Source organism: Halopseudomonas sp. MFKK-1 (genome assembly GCF_027474385.1).
Classification (GTDB): Bacteria; Pseudomonadota; Gammaproteobacteria; order Pseudomonadales; family Pseudomonadaceae; genus Halopseudomonas; species Halopseudomonas aestusnigri.
The window spans coordinates 2,179,775-2,197,881 of sequence record NZ_CP114836.1 but is presented as its reverse complement, the minus strand read 5'-3'; the positions used below and the strand labels follow the sequence as shown (position 1 = coordinate 2,197,881).

General features: G+C 60.9%; 19 protein-coding genes. 15 read left to right on the top strand and 4 right to left on the bottom strand.

Annotated elements, in window-relative coordinates; genetic code table 11:
- The first annotated feature begins 104 nt into the window (after nt 1-104).
- Nucleotides 105-1,064 (top strand): viperin family antiviral radical SAM protein, encoded by a 960-nt coding sequence (locus O5O48_RS10290; RefSeq protein ID WP_269686928.1) that lies wholly within the window; start codon nt 105-107, stop codon nt 1,062-1,064.
- A 658-nt stretch (nt 1,065-1,722) separates the two neighbouring features.
- On the opposite strand, the gene O5O48_RS10285 is transcribed toward O5O48_RS10290, so the two are convergent.
- The 3 genes from O5O48_RS10285 to O5O48_RS10275 form a co-directional block, all read right to left on the bottom strand.
- The gene (locus O5O48_RS10285) at nt 1,723-2,163 is read right to left on the bottom strand and encodes a hypothetical protein (protein WP_269686927.1); all 441 of its coding nucleotides are present in this window, start codon (nt 2,161-2,163) and stop codon (nt 1,723-1,725) included.
- A gap of 263 nt (nt 2,164-2,426) precedes the next feature.
- Complete coding sequence (hrpB, locus tag O5O48_RS10280) at nt 2,427-4,946, bottom strand: ATP-dependent helicase HrpB (protein WP_269686926.1); 2,520 nt, start codon at nt 4,944-4,946, stop codon at nt 2,427-2,429.
- A gap of 48 nt (nt 4,947-4,994) precedes the next feature.
- Nucleotides 4,995-5,477 (bottom strand): DEAD/DEAH box helicase, encoded by a 483-nt coding sequence (locus O5O48_RS10275; RefSeq protein ID WP_269686925.1) that lies wholly within the window; start codon nt 5,475-5,477, stop codon nt 4,995-4,997.
- 119 nt (nt 5,478-5,596) lie between these two features.
- Between O5O48_RS10275 and O5O48_RS10270 the strand changes: the two genes are divergently transcribed.
- The 9 genes from O5O48_RS10270 to O5O48_RS10230 all read left to right on the top strand — a co-directional run bounded on the left by O5O48_RS10270 (nt 5,597) and on the right by O5O48_RS10230 (nt 13,039).
- Nucleotides 5,597-6,013, top strand: a complete 417-nt coding sequence (locus O5O48_RS10270) for a polyribonucleotide nucleotidyltransferase (protein WP_233048300.1) — start codon at nt 5,597-5,599, stop codon at nt 6,011-6,013.
- Nucleotides 6,013-6,894, top strand: coding sequence for a cation diffusion facilitator family transporter (locus O5O48_RS10265; RefSeq protein WP_228245285.1), 882 nt, complete (start codon nt 6,013-6,015; stop codon nt 6,892-6,894). The genes O5O48_RS10270 and O5O48_RS10265 overlap by 1 nt, the downstream gene beginning before the upstream one ends.
- Nucleotides 6,895-7,269: 375 nt before the next feature.
- Nucleotides 7,270-7,758, top strand: coding sequence for an Lrp/AsnC family transcriptional regulator (locus tag O5O48_RS10260; protein ID WP_233048302.1), 489 nt, complete (start codon nt 7,270-7,272; stop codon nt 7,756-7,758).
- Nucleotides 7,759-7,861: 103 nt separating this feature from the next.
- On the top strand, nt 7,862-8,032 hold the full coding sequence (locus O5O48_RS10255) for a DUF2788 domain-containing protein (protein WP_088273917.1): 171 nt from the start codon (nt 7,862-7,864) through the stop codon (nt 8,030-8,032).
- A gap of 94 nt (nt 8,033-8,126) precedes the next feature.
- A complete protein-coding gene (locus O5O48_RS10250; protein WP_228245282.1) occupies nt 8,127-8,765 on the top strand; it encodes a TetR/AcrR family transcriptional regulator in 639 nt (212 codons plus the stop codon).
- Entirely contained in the window at nt 8,762-10,414 is a 1,653-nt protein-coding gene (locus O5O48_RS10245; protein WP_269686924.1) for an acyl-CoA dehydrogenase family protein, read from the top strand. Before O5O48_RS10250 ends, O5O48_RS10245 begins: the two co-directional genes overlap by 4 nt.
- A gap of 10 nt (nt 10,415-10,424) precedes the next feature.
- The gene (locus tag O5O48_RS10240) at nt 10,425-10,871 is read left to right on the top strand and encodes a PaaI family thioesterase (RefSeq protein WP_269686923.1); all 447 of its coding nucleotides are present in this window, start codon (nt 10,425-10,427) and stop codon (nt 10,869-10,871) included.
- Nucleotides 10,872-10,892: 21 nt separating this feature from the next.
- Nucleotides 10,893-11,516: a pseudouridine synthase gene (locus O5O48_RS10235; RefSeq protein ID WP_228245278.1), complete on the top strand. Its 624-nt coding sequence runs from the start codon at nt 10,893-10,895 to the stop codon at nt 11,514-11,516.
- A gap of 53 nt (nt 11,517-11,569) precedes the next feature.
- A complete protein-coding gene (locus O5O48_RS10230; RefSeq protein ID WP_269686922.1) occupies nt 11,570-13,039 on the top strand; it encodes a class I adenylate-forming enzyme family protein in 1,470 nt (489 codons plus the stop codon).
- A gap of 42 nt (nt 13,040-13,081) precedes the next feature.
- Here O5O48_RS10230 and O5O48_RS10225 read toward each other — a convergent pair whose 3' ends face one another.
- The gene (locus O5O48_RS10225) at nt 13,082-13,504 is read right to left on the bottom strand and encodes an Mpo1 family 2-hydroxy fatty acid dioxygenase (protein WP_269686921.1); all 423 of its coding nucleotides are present in this window, start codon (nt 13,502-13,504) and stop codon (nt 13,082-13,084) included.
- A gap of 133 nt (nt 13,505-13,637) precedes the next feature.
- Here O5O48_RS10225 and O5O48_RS10220 point away from each other — a divergent pair, with 133 nt between their 5' ends.
- From O5O48_RS10220 to O5O48_RS10200, 5 genes are all read left to right on the top strand, one after another.
- Complete coding sequence (locus tag O5O48_RS10220) at nt 13,638-14,630, top strand: DUF1835 domain-containing protein (RefSeq protein ID WP_269686920.1); 993 nt, start codon at nt 13,638-13,640, stop codon at nt 14,628-14,630.
- Nucleotides 14,631-14,734: 104 nt separating this feature from the next.
- Entirely contained in the window at nt 14,735-15,535 is an 801-nt protein-coding gene (locus O5O48_RS10215) for a hydroxymethylpyrimidine/phosphomethylpyrimidine kinase (RefSeq protein ID WP_228245273.1), read from the top strand.
- Nucleotides 15,532-16,161 (top strand): thiamine phosphate synthase, encoded by a 630-nt coding sequence (gene thiE / locus O5O48_RS10210; protein WP_269686919.1) that lies wholly within the window; start codon nt 15,532-15,534, stop codon nt 16,159-16,161. Before O5O48_RS10215 ends, thiE begins: the two co-directional genes overlap by 4 nt.
- A gap of 11 nt (nt 16,162-16,172) precedes the next feature.
- Nucleotides 16,173-17,453: a glutamate-1-semialdehyde 2,1-aminomutase gene (hemL, locus tag O5O48_RS10205; RefSeq protein WP_269686918.1), complete on the top strand. Its 1,281-nt coding sequence runs from the start codon at nt 16,173-16,175 to the stop codon at nt 17,451-17,453.
- Entirely contained in the window at nt 17,450-18,100 is a 651-nt protein-coding gene (locus O5O48_RS10200) for a hypothetical protein (RefSeq protein ID WP_269686917.1), read from the top strand. Before hemL ends, O5O48_RS10200 begins: the two co-directional genes overlap by 4 nt.
- The last annotated feature ends 7 nt before the right edge of the window (nt 18,101-18,107 follow it).

Genomic DNA, 18,107 nt, shown 5'->3' with positions numbered 1-18,107 from the left:
AAGTCACGGTGTACTGGAGCCTGATGCTCCTACTCTGAAGCCTCGCGTCCGCCATGCAGAACCTTTTACCGACCGCACGACTGCAGTCGCCAAGGAGTTGACGCATGTCCAAAGATAATTTGATTTTCCCCATCAGCCCTGTAAAAGCAGCTCCCGCCCACGTTGACGCTCTGACCATCAACTGGCACGTGACGGAGGCCTGCAATTACCGCTGCCAATACTGTTACGCGAAATGGACAGATCAACCCTGTCCTCGCGAGCTATTTCATGATCGCGACCGCAGCCAGCACTTGCTCACGGAGTTGTTCCAGTATTTTCAGCCGACAAACACCTGTAATCCGCTGCGTGATGCCCTCTCATGGCGCACTCTGCGCCTGAATCTGGCTGGCGGAGAGCCATCGATACTCGGAGAGCGCCTGCTAGACATCACCCGCTCGGCCAAACAAGTAGGGTTTGAGGTTTCACTTATCAGCAATGCTTCAAGGTTGACATCTGACGTTATAAAGCAGCTTGCACCGCAACTGACCTACCTAGGTATCAGCCTAGACTCCACACAACCTGGGACCAACCTTGCAATAGGACGGGTAGAAAGAAGCGGGCGACAGCTGAGTCTAAATGAGCTGGCCACGAACCTGGACTTTGCGCGTCAAATGAACCCCGCACTCAAGATCAAGATTAATACCGTCGTCAACGCCTTAAATGCCGATGAAGACTTGAGCGGAATAATCACACGAGTTCGCCCTGAGCGCTGGAAGGTGCTGCGGATGCTACCAATAGTTGATGCCACCCTTGCCGTTAGCGACGAGGCCTTTGCAGCCTTTGTGGAAAGACATAGCGCTTTCCAATCAATCCAGTGCGTCGAGGACAACAGCGACATGTGTGAGTCGTACCTTATGGTCGACCCATATGGCCGTTTCTTCCAAAACCAAGCAGCTGGGGAAGGAGGCTACCTCTATAGCCGACCGATTTTACCTTCCGGCGCCGCCGCAGCCTTTTCCGAAATGCGCTTCAACCCGGCCGGCTTCCGCTCCCGTTACATAACAGCACCGGAGGAGGCATCATGAGGAAGTACAGCTCAGACAAAGACTTCGACCTCGTCATACGGTGCCTAGTGCGACACGGATGGGGTTATCAACGTGGCGGCAAACACGGAAAGTTGACTCACCCCTCTCTCGGACGGCCCATTACGGTTTCTATCTCACCAAGTGGCGGCCGTAGTTTGCAGCGATTCAAGCAAACTGTTCTGTCTACCCACAATTGTACTGGAGTAACTAAAAGCCAGATGTAACATGTCGCCGGGGGGGGGGGGGGCGCAGGCTTCTTACCAGCGTCCGCTCGGCAGCATTCCAGAGTTTTGCCCCGACTCAGCCATGAGCACCGACCGAGCAGGGCAGCTTGTGGCTGCGTACTTCCAAGATGTTGCCAATGGGCTCTTCTTGTAAACCATGCGCACGGCCCGCTGACGGACTTCAGGGGGTAGCTATTCGATTTCTTCGTGCCTCATTCTCTCAAGAATTGAGGCCTCCATAAATCCCGGTGCGATTCACAGTGTGAATCGCCCCTAGTTTCGTAGACAAACTAAGGCACCGCCAAAACCCCACACTATCCCGCTAAGCATTTGGGCTTCATCGCCCTAACCCCGCGCCGGAACACGCCGGCGCGAGGTAATACATGATCGATGCAGACTAAAAAATAGAGCATCGAAAACACGTGCTGTGGCGATCAGAAAATCTCAAATTCGATGTAATACTCTCCCTTCTCCTTGTCCGCCCACACAATGGAGTATGTCGAATCATTCTCCCCGCGATTGGTAACGAGAACAGCACTGCAGGATCGTATTTCAGTTCTTTCGTTGTATCCAAGCTCTCGGATCCCCTCAAGCGACACGAATTGAACGCCCGCAATCCTTAGAGAAGACATGTCCCCAACTATTTGCTCGACTAAGTTTACGCTTTCATCCGCGTCGCAGTCTGGAAGACCGCCCCGAGAAAACATGGAGAAGGCAATCAAACCGCATGCCCCTGCGATCGCAATTCGAGCACCAATTTCTTTCTTCCCTGCCTTTGGTGACCCTTTAGGCTTTGGAAGAAGAACATGTTTGATTATTTTCCCCCAGCCCCACGAATCCGTCGTAACGTCCATATTGTTTGGTTCATTTTCCATAAATTTTCCCTAGTCCATTTCACTCGAAAAGCAGCCTGGAAAGCCACAGCAGCGCCATCATGACTTCCAAGCCTGTTCTATAACCAAAACGCCAAATCAGCGCACGAGAAATCTAACAATGTAAATCTGCCATCATTCGCATGGTTTTACCAACCCTCGGAGTGAGACCTCAGTTGACATACAGCGCAGCAATTCCTACTCAGAATCAATCAAGCGAAAGAAGTGAACTCCCATGTGCTGTCTATAACGACACATGCAGACATTCACTTTCTCGGCTTAGCCCGTGCAGTTGGCTCAGCAACTAAGGGGTCGTCTGGCCAGTAATGCTTGGGATAGCGTCCCTTTAGATCCTTCCTCACCTCGGAGTAAGTTGTAGCCCAGAAGCTGGCCAGGTCTTGGGTCACTTGCACCGGGCGTCGCGCCGGAGACAGAAGGTGCAGCAGGAGGATCTGACGTCCCCCAGCGATGCGCGGAGTGGACTCCAGACCAAAAAGCTCCTGCAAGCGTACCGCCAGCACCGGAGGCGACTCCAAATAATCAATAATGATACGAGAGCCCGAAGGCACCTGCAGCGTTCTAGGTGCTAGCTCGTCCAAAAGTTGCGGCAAAGGCCACGGCAATTGAGCCAACAGAATGTTCGGCAAATCCAAGGCTGCAAAATGACTAAGCCGAGTTACCTTGGTCAGGTAAGGCAGCAACCATAGCTCCAGCGTATCCAACAAGGTTGGAGCCGTCAGATCAGGCCATTCGCTGACTCCCTGCTGCTCCATATCGAGTCGACGCAGCAGTGCCACCCGTGCCTGCCACTGCCGTAACTCCAAAGTCCAAGGCAGCAGCTCCATCCCTTTCCGCCGCACGAGATCAAGCAACGCGCGGCCTCGCGCGGCCTCGTCCAGCCCCCTTAAGGGCTCTTGAGAAATAACCAGCTCACCAACCCGGCGCTGTCGTTCTGCGCGCAGAACCCCTTCACGTTCGTCCCACTTAAGTTCATCGCGCACAGCTACCTGCTCGCCCAGAACTGAATCAAACAGTTCCGGATCAAGGTCGGCAGCGAGATAGATGCGCTCATCGCGCTGCCCCTGACGGCTTCCGAGCTCAACAGCCACCAGCCACTCGTGCCTCATCAGAGCATCCGGCTCACCAAAAAATGCGGCGCGACCGTTAGCCAAACGATACCCGCCCCCGTTCTTACGCTTTCGGGCCACACGATCCGGATAGGCAAAAGCCAGCAAAGCGCCAAGCCATCTAGGATGATCGGGGTCAACCGCCACCGCGTTTGGCACACCTCGCAGTAATGAACGAAACCGACGAGCCTGCTGCCGTGCCCTCTGCACGCCGGCGCGCACGCGGCCTGAGCCACGCGTGTCGCCGGTCAGCAAGCCTAGACGATCATGCAAGTCAGCCCCCTCACCACGCAAGATATCGCGCTCACCAAGCAGCGCCGCCAAGTCTGCTGCCAAAGCGCCGACGCCAATGGCCTGACCGCGAAGCAATAGATGCGCTATACGTGGATGTACCGGTAGCACAGCCATGGCTCGGCCGTGCGATGTAATACAGCCTCGCTCATCTAGCGCACCAAGGCGATGCAGCAGATCTTGCGCCTGCGCGAATGCCGATGCGGGAGGCACATCCAGCCAAGCCAAATCATTTGGCGCCGCCCCCCAGAGCGCAAGCTGGAGCGCCACACCACATAGATCAGCCTGCGTAATTTCTGCTGAGTCAAACGCCGCAAGCTGATCATGCTGAGCCTCAGACCACAGCCGATAGCAGACACCTGGCTCAAGGCGACCTGCACGACCTGCACGCTGCGTCGCAGCGGCGCGAGAAACTCTTTGAGTATCCAATCGAGTCATACCGCTGACAGGATCAAACCGAGGAACTCGAGCCAACCCTGCATCGACAACCACTCGCACACCCTCGATGGTTAGACTGGTTTCAGCAATATTGGTCGCAAGTACTACTTTTCGCATTCCAGCAGGCGGCACGCTAATAGCTGCCCGCTGCGCGGCAAGATCAAGTTCACCATGCAAAGGACAAAGCACTGTGTCGACCAACCCCTCGAACGCCTCGTTCAATTGTTCATGCACACGGCGAATTTCGGCTTGCCCTGGGAGAAATACCAAAATGCTACCTGTCTGCTCAGCGAGCGCATGCTGGCAGGCCCGAACTACTCTCGACTCTAAAGGCTCACCCAGTTGGTAAGGTCTTCCCCAGATTATGGAAACAGGGAAGATTCGCCCTTTACTGGACACAACTGGTGCGCCGTTCAGTAGTTTAGAAAGCCGCTCCCCCTCAAGCGTTGCGGACATCAGTAGTACTTTTAGCGGCTGAATCTTGTCTCTCAGCAACTCACGACCATTGAGGCACAGCGCAAGAGCGAGGTCTGCCTCAAGCGTCCGAAGGTGGTACTCGTCGAAAATGACTAGTCCGACCCCCTCAAGAGCCGGATCCTCCTGTAACCGGCGGGAGAGAACCCCCTCAGTCACAACCTCGATTCGAGTCCTCGGCCCAACCTTGCTCTCAGCCCTAATTATGTAGCCTACGGTGTCTCCAACCGACTCATTCAGCTCACTGGCCAATCGCTCTGCAGCTGCTCTTGCAGCAAGACGCCTTGGTTCGAGCATTACAATCGTCTGATCACCTAGCCAAGGTTCATTCAGCAAAGAGAGGGGGACGCGTGTGGTTTTACCTGCACCAGGAGGCGCTTCCAGGATCACCTCGTCACACTCAAAAAGAGCTGTTTTCAAGTCTAACAGCACTTCATCAATTGGCAGGTGATTCATAGCGTACCTCGGTTGAGTCAACGGTCTATCAGGAGTCAGGAGAGCAGTTCAGTCAAAGGCTCCCGCCGTCAGTTGCCACCTCTGACGGTGCTGATCAGCAGCACGCGTACTTGACAAGTATCTGGTATATTTTGATGCAAATGGCAAAACGTGAAATTCGTCGAAGATCACCACGCCGACACCCGGCAGCTCCGGGTCATCCTGTAGCAGGCGCTGGAGAATCCCTTCGGTGACCACCTCGATACGGGTGGCGGCGCTGACCTTGCTGTCCAGACGGATGCGGTAACCGACCGTCTGCCCGACCGGCTCACCCAGCAGCTCAGCCAGTCGCTCGGCGGCCGCTCTGGCCGCCAGTCGACGCGGCTCAAGCATGATGATCTTCTGCCCGGCCAGCCAATCGCATTCAAGCAGCGCCAGCGGCACCAGTGTTGTTTTCCCCGCGCCGGGCGGCGCTTGCAAAACCAGCGAATGCTGTTCAGCAAATGTTTGTTTGAGCTCGGGCAGAATCAGCGAAACGGGAAGGTTGTTCATGAGGCCGGGACTGACAAAAATGAGCCCGCATTATAGCGGCCGCAGACTTTCCGTCACTCGGGTCGCCCGCTATGCTAGGACGGTTTTTCGGTCCAACCTCCTGCCGTGAGTCCTTCTCCGTGAATAGCCGTCTCAAATCGCTGGCCGCCGTCGTACTCTGCACTGCTCTGACCACCCAACTCAGCGCCTGCGGCACCATCTTCTACCCCGAACGCCGTGGTCAGATCAGTGGCCAGATCGATCCGGGGGTGGCCATTCTCAACGGTATCGGCCTGCTGATTTTTATCATCCCGGGGCTGATCGCCTTCGGCATCGACTTCACCACCGGCGCCATTTATCTGCCGGGCGGCAAATACAGCGTGGCACCAGAAACATTGCAGCAGGCAGTCGATGCTGATGGCCGGGTCGATACCGCCGCGCTGCAGCACATTCTCAAGCAAGAGCTGGGGAAGGACTTGCCGTTGGCACAGGCGCGCCAGATCAGGGCCGACTCAACCACTCAGTTGGCAATGTTGCAACTGACGGGGCGTGGCTGATGAGCAAACCGCACGCAATGGGAGAAGAGCGCGCCCGGCTGCTGCGGCTGGCTACCCGCGCCTCGGTCGGCGTGGCACTGGTGCTGATCGCGCTGAAGGCTACCGTTTGGCTGACCACCGGCTCAGTCAGCCTGCTGGCCGGCCTGATCGACTCGCTGATGGACGCCGCCGCCTCGATCATCAACCTGTTCGCAGTTGGCTATGCACTCAAACCCGCCGACAAGGAACACCGCTTCGGCCACGGCAAGGCCGAGGCGCTGGCTGGCCTGGCACAGTCGGCCTTCATCACCGGCTCGGCCGTACTGGTGTTGCTGCAGGGCATCAACCGCCTGCTCCACCCCGAACCGCTGGAAGCCGCCTGGGCCGGCATCGCCGTCATGGTCTTTTCGATCATCGCAACCCTTGCACTACTCGCGATCCAGAAGCACGTTATCGCCCGCACCAACTCCACCGCGGTTGGTGCCGACTCACTGCACTACAAGTCTGACCTGCTGCTGAATCTGAGCATCATCGTTGCGCTGCTGCTGGCCCAGTTCGGCATTCAGCGGGCCGACGCGCTATTTGGTCTGGGCATTGCGCTCTTCATTGGCTACGGCGCGGTACGTATCGGACTGGATGCGATTCAGATTCTGATGGACCACGAACTGCCGGACGAGGTTCGCGCCGAAGCCCTGCGCATTGCCCGCGCGGTGCCGGACGTCATCGACGTACACGAGCTGCGCACCCGCGAGTCCGGCCAGCACTGGTTCATGCAGCTGCACCTTGAGTTACCCGCTACCCTGACTCTGGCCGACGCCCACGCGCGTGGCGAGCAGGTTCGGCTGGCAATTGTCGAGCGCTTCCCGCAGGCCGACGTGCTGGTTCACAAGGACCCGGCATAGACCATCAGCTGGAAGCCATGAGTTTGAGCAAGTGGCTGATCTATGGGCAAGCCCGCAGCCTTCAGACTGCAAATAAAAAAAGGCGAGCTGCCTGCAGGGCAGCTCGCCTTTTTACGTCCTCCTCCACCCTCTTGGGATGATGCCTTTGCTCCCGTGCCTCGTGGGCTGGGTAACCGACTGGCCTCACACCTTCTGGATGCTGTGGCCCCGTTTCGCCTTGTGGACGAAGCGGTCTGGACGATCGGCTTCGGCTGAATCTGGTGAAAATAATATCCCTATCTGCGGGAAATAAATTACCTGTTTTTGCACATAATCTTGCGATATGAGCAACAAGTAACTAAAAATACATAAAAACGCGCAACTGAGAAAAGCACCATGAATAATCTCGACCTGGATCGCTACGATCTGAAGATTCTCGCCGCCTTGCAGCACGACGCCCGCATCAGCAACCAGGAGCTGGCAGAGCGGATTGGCCTGTCGCCTTCGCCCTGTTCGCGCCGGGTGAAAGCGCTGGAAGAAAGCGGACTGATTCGGCGCCAGGTAGCGCTGCTGGATCCGGCCAAGCTCGGCCTCAAGCTGACAGCCTTCGTGATGATAGGAATGGACCGCCACACCCCGGAACGCTTCGCCGGTTTCGAGAAAGTCATCAGCCAGTGCCCTGAAGTGCTGGACTGTTGTCTGGTGACCGGAATGGACGCCGACTACCACCTGCGCGTCGTCGTCCCGGACATGGAACACTACCAGCAACTGCTGCTGGGTACGCTGACCCGTATCGAGGGGGTTTCCAGCGTCCGCTCCAGCTTTGTACTGAATCAGATCATCGCCAGCACCGAACTGCCGCTGAAACATCTGGGTCTGAACTAGCCAGAACCCGACGGGCAGGCAGATCGACTAGCCGGTATACTGCTGCCCCACCTTTTTCTCAACGGAGCCGCTCGTGACCTACGAACAGTTCGAAACCATTGCCATGCCGCTGATGATCTTTGGCCTGGTTGCCTTCATGGGCTTTATCGTCTGGGATCTGGCCAAGGAGTCCAAAGCCGGACGCTACGGCACCGCAGTGCTGTTCTTCGCTCTCGGCCTGGGCGTGTTTGCCTTTATCGTCAAGGAAGTCATGATCATGGTGCTGGAGCACTGACCGATTCAGCCGCTCATCTGACCATTATCCCCGCTGCCCCAACATCTGAATCCTGATTCACTAGACCAACAAGAAGTGAATAAGGATTCAGAGCATGGCCTACCGCACCACCGCCAGCCGCATCGAGCGCGATCAGGTACTGCGCGAACATATTCTTGATTGCGCCGTACAGCAGGTCGCCGATGGAGGCTTCTCGTCACTGACAATGAGTACGCTGGCACGCAGCGCAGGCGTCGCCACCGGCAGCCTGTACCGCCACTTCGCCGGCAAAGGCGATCTGGCCGCCAGCGTCTTTGTCAAGGCAACTCGCCTGGAACTCGATACACTCAAGCAACAATTCCAGGCCCCCGGGCGCGCCGTTGATCGCCTGCGCAATGGCCTGACCCAGTTCGCCGCACGCGCCTGGCACAGCCGCCAACTCGCCTACGCACTGATCGCCGAACCTGCCGAAGAGGAAGTCGAAACCCAGAGACTGTACTTTCGTCAGGCCTACGCCACCCTGTACGGCGAACTGATTGCCGAAGGTATCGCCGATGGCAGTTTTCAAGTCGAAAACATCCCCCTCACATCCGCCTGCGTGGTTGGCGCGGTCGCCGAATCACTGGTCGGCCCGTTGTCGCCCCAGGCCCGAGCAGACCGCGAAAGCGGCCTGCCCAGCGAGACGCTGGAAGCCGTCACCCTCGCCATTGTTCGTTTCTGTCTGCGCGCCATCAACGCCAAGGAGGTCCCATGAGTCAGTTGCATCAGTATGCCGAAACCCATGAAGTCACCAATCAGGTGCCACCGCTGGAAGGCCTCAACCTGTACCGCAGCGACCTGCCGCTGCAGGAATGGGTTCGCCGCTACGACGGCGGCTGGGCCGACGGGCAGCTCAGCGCCTACGGCCAACTGGCCGGTGGCGCCTTGATGGAAGCGGGCTTCCTTGCCAACGAGAACAAGCCGGTATTCAGGAGCCACGACCGCTACGGCCACCGCGTGGACATGGTCGACTTTCATCCTGCCTATCACGAACTGATGGCCGCCGGCATCAAGGCGGGGATTACCAGCGCCCCCTGGAATGACCCGCGCCCCGGTGCCCAGGTCGCCCGCGCCGCGACCATGTACCTGCACAACCAGGCAGAGGCCGGTACCAGCTGCCCAATGACCATGAGCTATGCCTGTGTGCCTGCGCTGCGTCTGCAGCCGGACCTCGCCGAGATCTGGCTGCCGAAGATCCTGTCCGGCCAGTACGACCCGCGCAACCTGCCGATTGCGCAGAAGACCGGCGCCACCATCGGCATGGCCATGACCGAGAAACAGGGCGGCACCGATGTGCGCGCCAACACCACCCGCGCCTACCCGGTCGGCGTCGGCGGCCCGGGCCAGGCCTACGAACTGGTAGGCCACAAGTGGTTCTGCTCGGCGCCGATGTGCGACGCCTTCCTCACTCTGGCCTATACCGACAAGGGCCTGAGCTGCTTCCTGCTGCCGCGCCACCGCCCGGACGGCAGTCGCAACGAATTTTACGTGCAGCGCCTGAAGAACAAGCTCGGCAACTGGGCCAACGCCTCCAGTGAAGTCGAATATCGCGGTGCATTGGCCTGGATGATTGGCCCGGAAGGCCGCGGCGTGCCGACCATCATCGAGATGGTCTCGCTGACCCGCTTCGACTGCATGATCGGCTCCAGCTCGCTGATGCGTCAGGCGCTGACCCAGGCCGCGCACCACTGTGCCCATCGCACGGTAGGCACCCGGGTACTGAATGAGCAGCCGCTGATGCAGAACGTGCTGGCCGATCTGGCGCTGGAAAGCGAGGCCGCGCTGGCCCTCACCATGCGCATGGGCAAAGCCATCGACAACGCCCATGATGCGCAGGAAGACAAGTTCGCCCGCCTGGTCACCGCCATCGGCAAATACTGGATCTGCAAACGTGCGCCGGGAATGATCAACGAAGCGCAGGAATGCCTGGGCGGCGCCGGTTACGTTGAAGAAACCATTCTGCCGCGCCTGTACCGCGAAGCGCCGGTCAACTCGATCTGGGAGGGTTCGGGCAACGTGCAGTGTCTGGACGTACTGCGCGCGCTGTCGAAGGAGCCGGGGGTCCTCGATGCGCTGTTCGCCGAACTGGGTGACGGTCATGGCTCCAGTGCGCTCAAGCAGCGCATCGAGCGGATCAAGCAGCAGTTCGCCGACACCGACGACATTCAATACCGCGCCCGCCAGCTGACCGAAGACGTGGCCGTCGCACTGCAAGCCAAACTGCTGCTGGAAGCCGGTAACAGCACCGTCTCCGACGCCTTTATCGCCAGCCGGCTCGGCGAACACGGCCAAGCCTACGGCACCCTGCCGCGCGGTCTGGATGTCGAAGCTTTGGTCGCCCGCTCGACGCCGGCCAGCCTGTAAGGAAACGCACATGGCACTCGACCAAAGCACCATCGAAGCCCGGGTAGATGCCGGCTTCAAACGGGCCAACTTCATTACCGATCTCGGTATCCGTCCAACCGCCTGTGGCTCTGGCTGGGTAGAGGCAGAGCTGCCAATTCTGCCCCGGCACTTCCAGCAGGGCGGCTTTGTGCACGCCGGGGTGCAAAGCACTCTGGCCGATCATACAGCTGGCGCTGCCGCTGCCACCTTGCTGGACGACGGCTACAGCCTGCTGACCGTCGAGTTCAAGGTCAACCTCCTGCGTCCGGCGCAATGCGAAACGCTGCTGTGCCGCGCCGAGATACTGAAACCGGGCAAGCAGATCTGCGTCGCAGAGGCCGAGGTTTTTGCCTTGCAAAACGGCGAAAAGCGGCTGTTCAGCAAAACGACTGTCACCCTTGCGGTGCTGCCGCTTGCCGCTACACTGCCGCGCTGACCCAGCCCAGGATAGCCGCAGATGAACCAACGCCCACGCCCGTCGAACCGCCCGCGACCAGCCGGAAAGCCGCGCCGCACGCCAGCGGCGCCGCCGGCCAACCCAAAACTGATCGCGTTGAACAAGCCGTTCGATGTGCTGACCCAGTTCACCGACGGTGACGGTCGGTCGACACTGGCCGACTTCATCAAAACCCCCGGCGTCTACCCAGCCGGGCGACTGGATCGCGACAGCGAAGGCCTGCTGCTGCTGACCAACGACGGCCGCCTGCAGGCACGCATCACCGATCCGAAGCACAAGCTGCCGAAGACCTACTGGGTACAGGTGGAAGGCGAACCCAGCGAGGAGCAGTTGGCGCAGCTGCGCGCCGGCCCTGAGCTGAACGACGGCCCCACTCGTCCGGCCGAGGTAGAGCAGATTGATGAACCCGCCCTGTGGCCGCGCAATCCTCCGGTACGCTTTCGCAAGAGCGTGCCAACCAGCTGGTTGGCGATCACCATCCGCGAAGGCCGCAACCGCCAGGTCCGGCGCATGACCGCAGCGGTCGGGCTACCCACGCTGCGCCTGGTGCGCGTGCGCATCGGTGACTGGACCCTCGGCGATCTGCAGCCGGGGCAGTGGCGTGAACTGCCAAGCACCGGCTGAAACCCGAACAGCAAGACCCCATCACCTAACGACAACAACAGGATGGATACCCCATGAACATTCCCAAACTGCTCGCGGTCAACGCCCGCAAGTTTCCCGAGGGCGAAGCCCTGATCAGCGCAAACTGCCGCCTGAGCTGGTCCGAACTGCATGACCAGAGCCTGCGTCTGGCTGCCCATCTGCACGAGCAGTACCAGATCGGCAGCGGCGACCGCGTCGCCCTGTACATGCCCAACAGCTACAGCTGGGTGCTGGGCTACTTTGCCGTTATCAACCTCGGTGCGATTGTCGTTCCGGTCAATGCGCGCCTGACTGCCGCCGAGCTGGAATACATCCTCGGCGACTGCGACGCACGTCTGGTCATCGCTCAGGGCGACCACGCCGAGCGCGCCAGCACTCTGGCTCCCTGCCTGCGTCTGGATCAGCCGGGCGCCCGGGTACTGGACATGCAGAGCCGCTGGGACGTCGCCGAGATTCCGGCCGAACAGCCTTGCACCCTGCTCTACACCTCCGGTACCACGGGCAAGCCCAAGGGCGTGCTGTTCCACCACCACGCGCTGCTGACCGTCGCCAACGCCTCGGCGCTGGAAATGAACATGCGCCCGCACAGCCGCATGCTGCACATGATGCCGCTGACCCATTCGGCGCCGCTTAACGTCTTCCTGCTCGGCGGCACCTACGTCGGCGCAGCCCACGTGGTACTGCCCGAATTCCACCCCACGCTGCTGCTGGACACCGTCGAGAAGGAACGCACCACGCACTTCTTCGGCGCTCCGGTCGCCTTCATGATGACCGCGCAGCAGCCCGACATTAGCGAGCGTGACATCAGCTCCATGCAGTACTGGATCTATGGCGGCGGGCCACTGTCAACCGAGCAGCTGCAACTGATCGCCCAACGCATGAACACCGACCGTCTGTACTGCGTCTACGGCCTCACGGAGGCCGGGCCGAGCGGCACCATCATGCTGCCGGAGGAGCACCCCGGCAAAGCCGGCTCGATCGGCCGCCGTGGCGCCCTGCATACCGAGCTGCGTCTGGTTGACGAGCATGGCAACGAGGTTGAAGGCGAAGGCACCGGCCAGATCCAGATTCGCACCGAAGGCATGATGCTCGGCTACTGGAACAAGCCCGAGGCCACCGCCGAGTGCCTGCATAGCGACGGCTGGCTGGACTCAGGCGATCTCGCCCGCCGTGACGCCGAGGGCTACTACTGGGTACTTGGCCGCGCCAAGGAACTGATCATTTCCGGCGGTGTGAACGTCTACCCACGGGAGATTGAAGTAGCGCTGGAAGGCCACCCGAACATCGTCGAAGTTGCGGTGTTTGGCGTCCCGCACCCGCAGTGGGGCGAGACCGTGAAAGCGGTGGTGGTGCTGCGTGAGCCGATCGCCGACCTGCACGCAGAACTGTCTGCCTACCTGGAGCCACTGCTGGCCGACTACAAGCGCCCGCGTCTGTATGGCGAAGCCACCGTGCTGCCGCGCAACGCCAACGGCAAGGTGATGAAGCACCAACTGTCGTAAGCCAGCTGCATGCAAAAGGGCGCCAATCGGCGCCCTTTTTTGTCAGTAGCGGAGCCCAAACAGCCTGAACACAAACCCCAGCAACCACGCCGGACCAATCAGCAGAAACTGCACATCCTTGAAGAACGACGGTTTCTTGCCCTCCACGTGATGACCGACAAACTGCCCAATCCAGGCCACCACGAATATCCCCAGCGACCACCAGAACACATTCGACATCAGGCTCAGCCCAAGCAGCATGAGCAAACTGAGCACCAGCATGGCCAACGCGATCTGCCAGGACAGCAATGCGTAGAACACCAGCGCCGCTGCCACCACAGCCATGGCCACCCATGGGTGAATAGCCCAGAGCATGCCCAACACGCTGAAGGTGATAAGCGGCACGCAAATCCAATGCGTCAATTTGTTGAAGGGATTGCGGTGACTTTCACCATATTCATCAAACCATTGATCAATGGCTTTCATCGTGCCCCCTTTGTCGTATCGTTGTTGTGAGAATCAGGGATGACCTAGAGTGTAGCCCCGGCAACGCTGCGCGGAAGTGTCATTGCGCGCCATGATCACGCAACGCAGCAGCCCCCAAACAGCAGGACGAAGCATGGATCAAACACTCAAGACCCTGCACCTTCGCTGCGGCTCGGACATTCGCCAGACACTGACTGACGCGGGCTTGAGCGGCGACTTTCTGGAGTTTGCCGATCCCTTCTGTATCGGCCCGTTGCCTGACTGCAGCACTACCGAGTTAATCAAGCTGCGAAGCCACTTTCTCGCCAGCGCCTTCAACCTTGATCCCGCCGAAACGCTGGCTCGTCAGCGGCAGAGTTATGCGCGGCTCAACACGCTCAACGCCTATCAGCGTGTGGTGCTCTGGTTCGAACACGACAGCTACGACCAGCTGATCCTGATCTATCTGCTGCAGCACCTCGCGCGCCTGCGGCCAACGGCCCGACTTGAACTGATTGCCATCGACCAGTTCCCCGGTATCGAGCGTTTTATCGGCCTTGGCCAACTTGCCCCTGCCCAACTCGCCAGCCTGTGGCCACATCGCCAGCCGATCAGCGACGCCTTGCTGGCCAGCGCCGCGCCACTCTGGGCGGCGCTCTGCGCCAATGACCCGCGCGTGTTACTCGCTCAGGTTAAAGCCGGCACACCGGCGCTGCCGATGATGCAACGCGCGCTGGAACGGCATCTGCAGCAGCTGCCGGGAGTGCACGATGGACTCGGCCTAACCGAACGCCTGACCCTGCACATCCTCAAACGCGAGGGCCCATTGCCGGCTGGCAAGGCCTTTGCGGCACTGATGCGATACGACGAGCCGCTACCCTACCTCGGCGACTTGATGTACTGGTGGCTGCTGCAGCCACTACTGAACGGCGCAGCACCACTGCTGCACAGCGATGACGATCACCTCGACTGGCCGCAGCGAACCATTCGGCTCACCCCACAGGGTGAAGCGGTACTGCAGGGTCAGGTCGACGCCTTTGCCTGCCGCACAGAGGGATACTGGGTCGGCGGAGTTGAACTGCAGCCGGGGCAGCCCCACTGGCGTTACGATTCGGCACAACAGACACTGCATCTGCGTAGTCTCTGAACACCCCGCCGCACGGGCAAGATGGTATGCTAGCGCGCTGTCATGCCAGCTCCGGCCAACACCGGCGCTGGTCCATCGCCAGTCAGCACGCGGAACAACTCGCCATGACCCAACCCAACCCGTTCAAGCCCGTCGTCCTCTGCCTCTCCGGCCATGATCCGAGCGGCGGTGCTGGCCTGCAGGCCGACATCGAGGCACTGATTGCGCAGGGCTGCCACGCGGCGCCAACAGTGACCGCGCTTACCGTGCAGGACACGGTCGATGTCAGCGACTTTCGCGTGCTCGACCGCGAGTGGGTGCTGGCCCAGGCCAACAAGATCATCAGCGACATGCCGGTTTCGGCGGTGAAACTGGGCATGCTCGGCTCGGTCGAAATGGTCGACACCGTACTGGAATTGATGTTGCGTCTGCCCAATGTGCCGCTGGTCTGCGACCCGGTGCTGCGTGCCGGAGGTGGCGGTTCGCTGGGCAAGGATGATGTTGGGTTTGCCATTCGCGAGCGCCTGTTCCCGGTCGCCGCCATTGCTACCCCGAACCTGCCCGAGGCGCGCATTCTGGCCGAACTGCCGGACGGCAGCGCCGATGAGTGCGCGGCCAAGCTGCTGCCCCATATTCGCCACCTGCTGATCACCGGCGGCCATGGCGACGAGGCCGAAATCCACAATCGCCTGTACTGCGCCGATGGCAGCCAGCACGACTTCACCTGCCCGCGTCTGCCCGGCAGTTATCACGGTTCCGGCTGCACGCTGGCAAGTACGCTGGCAGGCCGTCTGGCGCTCGGCGAAGAGCTGGTCAGCGCGGTGCGCTCGTCACTCGATTACACCTGGCGCACCCTGCGTGACGCCGAACAGCCCGGCCACGGTCAGTACGTGCCGCGCCGCCTGCCACTGGACTTCTGCTCGTGAGCGAGCGCGGTCTGTACGCCATCACTGACAGCGCCCTGCTGGCAGACGGCAAGCTGCTGCCCTACGTCGAAGCCGCGCTGATCGGCGGCGCCCGTTGGCTGCAGTACCGCGACAAGTCCGGCGATACCGGCAAGCGGCTGGCCGAAGCAAGCCAGCTTGCCGCGCTGTGTCGCCAGCATGGCTGCGAGCTGCTGATCAATGACGATCTGGCGCTGGCCGACCAGTTGGGCGTGGGCCTGCATCTGGGCCAGGACGACGGCTCCCTGCGCGAGGCACGCCAGCAGCTCGGCCCGCAGGCGCTGATCGGTGGCACCTGCCACGCCAGCCTGCAGCTGGCCGAACGCGCGCTGATTGATGGCGCCAGCTATATCGCCTTTGGCCGCTTCTTCAACTCCGTTACCAAGCCCGGGGCCCCGGCAGCAACCCCCGCGCTGCTGCGCGAGGCGCGCCAGCAATTTTCCGTACCCATTGTCGCCATTGGCGGCATCACCCTGGACAACGCGTCGACCCTGCTCGACGCCGGCGCCGATTATCTGGCCGTGATCAACGGTCTGTTCGGCGCCCCCGACGCTGCGGCGGTGCAACAATGCGCCCGCCAGTTCAGCCAACTCATTCACGCATCCTGAGAGACTTGACCATGTCCCGTTCCGAATCCCTGTTTGCCAGCGCCCAGAAACACATCCCGGGCGGCGTCAATTCACCGGTCCGCGCCTTCAAGAGCGTCGGCGGCACCCCGCTGTTCTTCAAGCACGCCGAGGGCGCCTACGTCATTGATGAAGACGACAAGCGCTATGTTGACTACGTCGGCTCATGGGGCCCGATGATCCTCGGTCACAGCCACCCGGACGTGCTGGACGCGGTGCGTAATCAACTGCAGCACGGCCTGTCCTACGGTGCACCGACCGCGCTGGAAACCGAGATGGCCGAACTGGTCTGCTCGCTGGTGCCGTCGATGGATATGGTGCGCATGGTCAGCTCCGGCACCGAGGCGACCATGAGCGCCATCCGCCTGGCGCGTGGCTACACCGGCCGCGACAGCATCATCAAGTTCGAGGGCTGCTACCACGGTCACTCCGACAGCCTGCTGGTCAAGGCCGGTTCCGGCCTGCTGACCCAGGGTGTGCCCAGCTCCGCCGGCGTGCCAGCCGATTTCGCCAAGCACACCCTGACCCTGCCGTTCAACGACATCGAGGCGGTGCGCAAGACCCTGGCCGACGTCGGCCAGCAGGTCGCCTGCATCATCGTCGAGCCGGTTGCCGGCAACATGAACTGCGTGCCGCCGGCGCCCGGCTTCCTGCAGGGGCTGCGTGAGGCCTGCGACGAGCACGGCGTGGTGCTGATTTTCGACGAGGTGATGACCGGTTTCCGCGTGGCTCTCGGCGGCGCCCAGGCGCACTACGGCGTCACCCCCGACCTGACTACTTTCGGCAAGATCATCGGCGGCGGCATGCCGGTCGGCTGCTTCGGTGGCAAACGTGCGGTCATGGAGTGCATCGCCCCGCTCGGCCCGGTCTACCAGGCCGGCACCCTGTCCGGTAATCCGCTGGCGATGGCAGCCGGCCTGACCACCCTGCGCCTGATCAACCGTCCCGGCTTCCATGACGAGGTAAGCGCCTACACCAGCCGCATGCTGGCTGGCCTGCAGGAGCGCGCCGATGCCGCGGGTGTGCCCTTCGTGACCACTCAGGCGGGCGCGATGTTCGGCCTGTACTTCTCCGGTGCCGATGACATCGTCACCTTTGAGGATGTTATGGCCAGCGACGTTGAGCGCTTCAAAAAGTTCTTCCACCTGATGCTCGATGGCGGCGTCTATCTGGCACCCAGTGCCTTCGAGGCCGGCTTTACCTCGATCGCCCACGGCGAAACCGAGCTGAAGCTGACTCTGGATGCGGCCGAGAAGGCCTTTGCCGCGCTATGAGCCAGCTCGCCTACGGCCTGCTGACCCTGCTGCTGATCGCCGCCAGCTTCTGGCTGTGGCGACAGCGCAGGCCGCTGTCTGCCGCGGCTCGAGGGGCCATGACAGCCGCCTTGCTGGGACTGGGTCTGGCTGCCGCAGCCAGCCTGCTGCTGAGCCTTGGCTCACTCGCAAAGGAGCTGGAACATACCCAGCGCATACTCGGGCTGGCGGCGCAGAACCTCAGCCTGCCGTTACTGGGTCTGGCCGCGTTCTACCTTGGCCGCGGCCTGCAATGGCAGCCGGCAGCCTGGGGCCGCATCCTGCTCGGCCTGATGGCCGCCTTTGAACTGCTGCGCCGGATGGACCAGCTGTTCGGCTACCAGTGGGTGATCAACAGCGCCGCGTTGCTGGTGATGCTCGCTGGTTGCCTTCTGGTCGCACGGCAAGACCGACGACCACTGCCCTTCGTGGCCCTCTGCGCCGTCGGCACGCTGACACCGTTGCTGCAACCGGGCGCAGCTCCCCTGGCTGAGCTGTTTGTTCCGGGCGACACACTGCTTCTGCTATTCCCTGCCCTGCTGGGAGCGGCAGTGACAGTTGGCCTGTTGAGTGAACAGGCGCACAATAGATCACAACCTGAACCCGACGATCACCAGCCGAGGCCCTGATCCCGTC

What these genes read in the sequence shown, in the direction of transcription:
- O5O48_RS10290 (WP_269686928.1), top strand. Translation starts at nt 105, where the DNA reads ATGTCCAAAGATAATTTGATTTTCCCCATCAGCCCTGTAAAAGCAGCT.
- O5O48_RS10285 (WP_269686927.1), bottom strand. Translation starts at nt 2,163, where the DNA reads ATGGAAAATGAACCAAACAATATGGACGTTACGACGGATTCGTGGGGC.
- hrpB (WP_269686926.1), bottom strand. Translation starts at nt 4,946, where the DNA reads ATGAATCACCTGCCAATTGATGAAGTGCTGTTAGACTTGAAAACAGCT.
- O5O48_RS10275 (WP_269686925.1), bottom strand. Translation starts at nt 5,477, where the DNA reads ATGAACAACCTTCCCGTTTCGCTGATTCTGCCCGAGCTCAAACAAACA.
- O5O48_RS10265 (WP_228245285.1), top strand. Translation starts at nt 6,013, where the DNA reads ATGAGCAAACCGCACGCAATGGGAGAAGAGCGCGCCCGGCTGCTGCGG.
- O5O48_RS10260 (WP_233048302.1), top strand. Translation starts at nt 7,270, where the DNA reads ATGAATAATCTCGACCTGGATCGCTACGATCTGAAGATTCTCGCCGCC.
- O5O48_RS10255 (WP_088273917.1), top strand. Translation starts at nt 7,862, where the DNA reads ATGCCGCTGATGATCTTTGGCCTGGTTGCCTTCATGGGCTTTATCGTC.
- O5O48_RS10250 (WP_228245282.1), top strand. Translation starts at nt 8,127, where the DNA reads ATGGCCTACCGCACCACCGCCAGCCGCATCGAGCGCGATCAGGTACTG.
- O5O48_RS10245 (WP_269686924.1), top strand. Translation starts at nt 8,762, where the DNA reads ATGAGTCAGTTGCATCAGTATGCCGAAACCCATGAAGTCACCAATCAG.
- O5O48_RS10240 (WP_269686923.1), top strand. Translation starts at nt 10,425, where the DNA reads ATGGCACTCGACCAAAGCACCATCGAAGCCCGGGTAGATGCCGGCTTC.
- O5O48_RS10235 (WP_228245278.1), top strand. Translation starts at nt 10,893, where the DNA reads ATGAACCAACGCCCACGCCCGTCGAACCGCCCGCGACCAGCCGGAAAG.
- O5O48_RS10230 (WP_269686922.1), top strand. Translation starts at nt 11,570, where the DNA reads ATGAACATTCCCAAACTGCTCGCGGTCAACGCCCGCAAGTTTCCCGAG.
- O5O48_RS10225 (WP_269686921.1), bottom strand. Translation starts at nt 13,504, where the DNA reads ATGAAAGCCATTGATCAATGGTTTGATGAATATGGTGAAAGTCACCGC.
- O5O48_RS10220 (WP_269686920.1), top strand. Translation starts at nt 13,638, where the DNA reads ATGGATCAAACACTCAAGACCCTGCACCTTCGCTGCGGCTCGGACATT.
- O5O48_RS10215 (WP_228245273.1), top strand. Translation starts at nt 14,735, where the DNA reads ATGACCCAACCCAACCCGTTCAAGCCCGTCGTCCTCTGCCTCTCCGGC.
- hemL (WP_269686918.1), top strand. Translation starts at nt 16,173, where the DNA reads ATGTCCCGTTCCGAATCCCTGTTTGCCAGCGCCCAGAAACACATCCCG.
- O5O48_RS10200 (WP_269686917.1), top strand. Translation starts at nt 17,450, where the DNA reads ATGAGCCAGCTCGCCTACGGCCTGCTGACCCTGCTGCTGATCGCCGCC.